The organism is Streptomyces glaucescens, assembly GCF_002154375.1.
In the GTDB taxonomy this organism is placed as follows: Bacteria; Actinomycetota; Actinomycetes; order Streptomycetales; family Streptomycetaceae; genus Streptomyces; species Streptomyces glaucescens.
Genome location: NZ_MUND01000332.1, coordinates 1 through 3,849, shown reverse-complemented (window position 1 = coordinate 3,849; position 3,849 = coordinate 1). Strand labels below are relative to the sequence as shown.

4 protein-coding genes and 2 tRNA genes are annotated in these 3,849 nt (G+C 69.6%); all 6 read right to left on the bottom strand.

Annotated elements, in window-relative coordinates; all coding sequences use genetic code 11:
- Positions 1 to 17: 17 nt before the first annotated feature.
- Entirely contained in the window at positions 18 to 923 is a 906-nt protein-coding gene (locus tag CCN42_RS21910; RefSeq protein WP_169731502.1) for an HAD-IIB family hydrolase, read from the bottom strand.
- A 101-nt stretch (positions 924 to 1,024) separates the two neighbouring features.
- Positions 1,025 to 1,927 carry an LLM class flavin-dependent oxidoreductase gene (locus tag CCN42_RS21905; RefSeq protein WP_086738077.1) on the bottom strand — a complete coding sequence of 301 codons (903 nt, stop codon included), beginning with the start codon at positions 1,925 to 1,927 and terminating at the stop codon, positions 1,025 to 1,027.
- 93 nt (positions 1,928 to 2,020) lie between these two features.
- Positions 2,021 to 2,569 (bottom strand): RNA 2'-phosphotransferase, encoded by a 549-nt coding sequence (locus CCN42_RS21900; protein ID WP_086738075.1) that lies wholly within the window; start codon positions 2,567 to 2,569, stop codon positions 2,021 to 2,023.
- Between the two features lie 133 nt (positions 2,570 to 2,702).
- Entirely contained in the window at positions 2,703 to 3,116 is a 414-nt protein-coding gene (locus tag CCN42_RS21895; protein WP_086738073.1) for an Imm10 family immunity protein, read from the bottom strand.
- Between the two features lie 80 nt (positions 3,117 to 3,196).
- Positions 3,197 to 3,269, bottom strand: a tRNA-Arg gene (locus tag CCN42_RS21890).
- A 223-nt stretch (positions 3,270 to 3,492) separates the two neighbouring features.
- Positions 3,493 to 3,583, bottom strand: a tRNA-Ser gene (locus tag CCN42_RS21885).
- Between the last annotated feature and the right edge of the window lie 266 nt (positions 3,584 to 3,849).

The following is a 3,849-nucleotide window of genomic DNA, read 5'->3' as shown; positions in this document are numbered from 1 at the left end:
CATCAAAGAGACACGCGCTAACCGAGCCGGCGGTCGCCCTGTCCGGGGGCCGCGTGGCCGCCCTCCGCCAGCAGCCGTTCGATCACCACCGCCACGCCGTCCTCGTTGTTCGCGACGGTACGGCCCGACGCCGCCGCGACGGCGTCCGGATGCGCGTTGCCCATCGCGTACGACTGCCCCGCCCAGGTGAGCATCTCGACGTCGTTCGGCATGTCCCCGAACGCGACGACCTCCTCGTGCGAGATGCCGCGCTCGGCACAGCACAGAGCGAGCGTGCTGGCCTTGGAGACGCCCGGCCCGCTGATCTCCAGCAGGGCGCTGGGGCTGGAGCGGGTGACGTTGGCGCGGTCGCCGATGGCGAGGCGGGCCAGCGTCAGGAAGGCGTCCGGATCGAGGGCGGGGTGGTAGGCGAGGATCTTGAGCACGGGCTCGCCGGCACCCGGGGCGTTGGAGGCGAGCAGGTGCTCGGCGGGCGCGAGCGCGTCCGGTACCTCCATGTGCAGCTTGGGATAGTCCGGCTCCTGGTAGAAGCCGTACGTCTGCTCCACCGCGAAGACCGTGCCCGGTGCCGCCTCCCGCAGCAGCCGTACGGCGTCCCGCGCGTTCTCCCGGGCCAGCTCCCGCACCTTCACGAAGCGGTGCGTGCCGGGGCCGCCGTGCAGGTCGACCACGGCGGCGCCGTTGCCGCAGATCGCCAGGCCGTGGCCGTGGACATGCTCACTGACGACGTCCATCCAGCGGGCCGGGCGGCCGGTGACGAAGAAGACCTCGACTCCCGCCTCCTCGGCGGCGGCGAGGGCGGCGATCGTTCGCGGGGACACCGACTTGTCGTCGCGCAGCAGCGTGCCGTCGAGGTCGGTGGCGATCAGCCGGGGCGGTATCGCGGCGGCCGGGGTCTCGGGCTGTCGAGTCGCTGAGGTCACCCGGTCATTCTCCCGCATATGCCCGCACGACCGTGCGGGACTCGCACATCTGAGTGATTACCGCTGCCATCCGCCCCGTCACACCCGTCACACCCGTCGCCTCAGCCCAGCTGGGTCGGCGCCTCCATGGCGATCCGCTCGAAGACCTTCTGCTCCGCGGCGAAGTCCGAGTCCGGGACGGGCCAGTGGACGACGATCTCGGTGAAGCCCAACTCCCGGTGCCGTCCGGCGAAATCGACGAAGGCGTCCAGGGACTCCAGCGGCCGGCCGCGGTCCGGGGTGAATCCGGTGAGCAGCACCTTGTCGAGCGCGGCCACGTCACGCCCGATCACCGCGCACGCGTCCGTGAGCTTCTCGATCTGCCCGCGAATGGCCTGAACCGACTGCTCGGACGTGCCGGTCTCGTACAGCTTCGGGTCGCCCGTGGTCACCCAGGCCTGCCCGTACCGGGCGGCGAGCTTCAGCCCTCGCGGGCCGGTGGCAGCGACGGCGAAGGGCAGCCTGGGGCGCTGTACGCACCCCGGGATGTTGCGGGCCTCGTGCGCCGAGTAGAAGTCGCCCTCGTACGACACCGAGTCCTGCGTGAGGAGCCGGTCCAGCAGCGGTACGAACTCGGCGAAGCGGTCGGCGCGCTCGCGCGGTGACCAGGGCTCCTGGCCGAGCGCGGTCGCGTCGAAGCCGGTGCCGCCCGCGCCGACACCGAGGGTGATCCGGCCGCCGGAGATGTCGTCGAGGGAGATCAGCTCCTTGGCGAGGGTGACCGGGTGCCGGAAGTTCGGCGAGGTCACCAGCGTCCCCAGGCGCAGCCGCTGGGTCACGGCCGCGGCGGCGGTCAGGGTCGGCACGGCACCGAACCAGGGGCCGTCCCGGAAGCTGCGCCAGGACAGATGGTCGTAGGTGTAGCCGGTGTGGAAGCCGAGCTGCTCGGCGCGCTGCCATGCCTCCTTGGTGCCTTCGTGCCAGCGGCGGTACGGCAGGATCACGGTGCTCAGGCGCAGAGTCATGCCATCGAGCCTAAGCGGCCCGGCATGTTTCACGTGAAACAGTGACTGTCGGTCACGGTCTCAAAGGCGTGCCGGTGCCGCGGGCGCGCCGTCTCAGGGCCGCTCCGGGAAGCCGAGGTAGTGCGGCGGTACGGCCTGGGTCAGCCAGACCCCGTTCGCGCTGACCCGGAACTCATGACCGTCGCGGTGCATGGCCCCCGCGTCCACCGTGAGCACCACCGGCCGGCCCCGGCGGGCACCGACACGGGTCGCGGTCTCGCGGTCGGCCGAGAGGTGCACGTCATGCCGGTTCATGGCACGCAGGCCGTCCGCGCGGATCGCGTCCAGGTTGCGGGCCACGGTCCCGTGAAAGAGGTGCGGCGGCGGGGTGACCGCCGGGAGTCCCAGGTCGACCTCGATGCTGTGGCCCTGGCTGGCGCGGATCCGTGCGCCCTCGATCGCGAAGCGCCGCTTGTCATTGGTGGCGACCACATGGTTCAGCTCCGCCCGCGTGAAGCGGAATCCATGCGCCGCGGCGGCCGCGATCAAGGTGTCGATCTCGACCCATCCCCCGTCGTCCGGTTCCAGCCCGATCCGCTCGGGCTGATGCCGCAGATGCTTCGAGAGGTACTTCGACACCTTCACGGTGCGTCTCTCATCCATGTGGCCAGGGTGCCGCGAGAGACACGGATCACGCATCCGATATACGCCTGGCAGGTTTGATCCACAGCAACTCCAGTTATCCACAGCCCGATCGACGACTTCTGTGGACAAGTGGCGACGCTGAGCCCCCGCGCTAGAGGTTGATCAGCCTCGGGCGGGCATCCGGCCGCCCGTACGCCAGGATGCGGGGCAACACCTCGCGCATGCGCGCCAGGTCCGCCGACGGCGCCCGAAGCACGGCCTCGACGACGGGATCGGCCAGCCCGAGGGCATCCAACGACGACGGGTCCAAGGTCACCCGCAGCACTTCACCGTCCAGCGCCACTTCCCGCACACAGCCGTACGCGGTGCCCTGGTCGGGCGTGACCAGACAGTGGGTGTCCATCCCGAGGCGCACTTCCTGCTCGTCGGGTTCGGCGAAGTCGCACATGAACAACAAGGAGAACGCCTCCTCGCCGTCCGACTCGGCCACTCCCGCCATCAGACAGTCGTCCTGGTCGGGATCGTCGAGCCCGCAAGCAACCCGAGCCATGAATCTGTACGCCATGCCGGTGTTCTAGCACTCGCGACGGACAGTCGCCCCGAAACGCCAGAGGCCCCGGATCTCTCCGGGGCCTCTGCTCTGTGTGCACTCGGCAGGATTCGAACCTGCAACCTTCTGATCCGTAGTCAGATGCTCTATCCGTTAAGCTACGAGTGCTTGTTCTTTTTTCTCCGCCGCTTTCGTTCCTTCCGGCCCGCTCGCGGCGACAGGAAGAACATTACATGACTGCCGCCGTCATGTGAAATCCGATTGGTCTACCCCACCTGACCTGCGGAAATGTCCGATGGGGCCGGATGGGTCGGGTCGGGACGGAGGGGGTCGAGGGGCCGGGAACGACGAAACCCCGGTCCGTGAGGACCGGGGTTTCGGTGATCTTGCGCGGAGGCGGAGGGATTTGAACCCTCGATGGGCTTTAAGACCCAAACCGCATTAGCAGTGCGGCGCCATAGACCGGACTAGGCGACGCCTCCAGCACAGCCGCCCGCGCGAGCGCGAGTGGTGCGTGCAGATGATGACACAGACGAGCGCGCTGTCACCAATCGCCCCCCACGGTACTAGGCAGTCGGGCCGCAGGGCAAAGGGCTTCCCGGTGCGTCGCCGGGAGCGCGGGGCCGCACGCTCGAGGCCGGGCGTGGCCGCGGGCGGCCGGACCGCGCGGGCCGAACGCAACGTACGGACGCCTGGGGCGTTGTTCAGGTCATGTTGCAGGCCACCACCCCCCACGCCGTCCGGCGGC

Bases quoted from the DNA above. Each gene is read 5' to 3' on its own strand.
- CCN42_RS21905 (WP_086738077.1), bottom strand. From the start codon at position 1,927: ATGACTCTGCGCCTGAGCACCGTGATCCTGCCGTACCGCCGCTGGCAC.
- CCN42_RS21900 (WP_086738075.1), bottom strand. From the start codon at position 2,569: ATGGATGAGAGACGCACCGTGAAGGTGTCGAAGTACCTCTCGAAGCAT.
- CCN42_RS21895 (WP_086738073.1), bottom strand. From the start codon at position 3,116: ATGGCGTACAGATTCATGGCTCGGGTTGCTTGCGGGCTCGACGATCCC.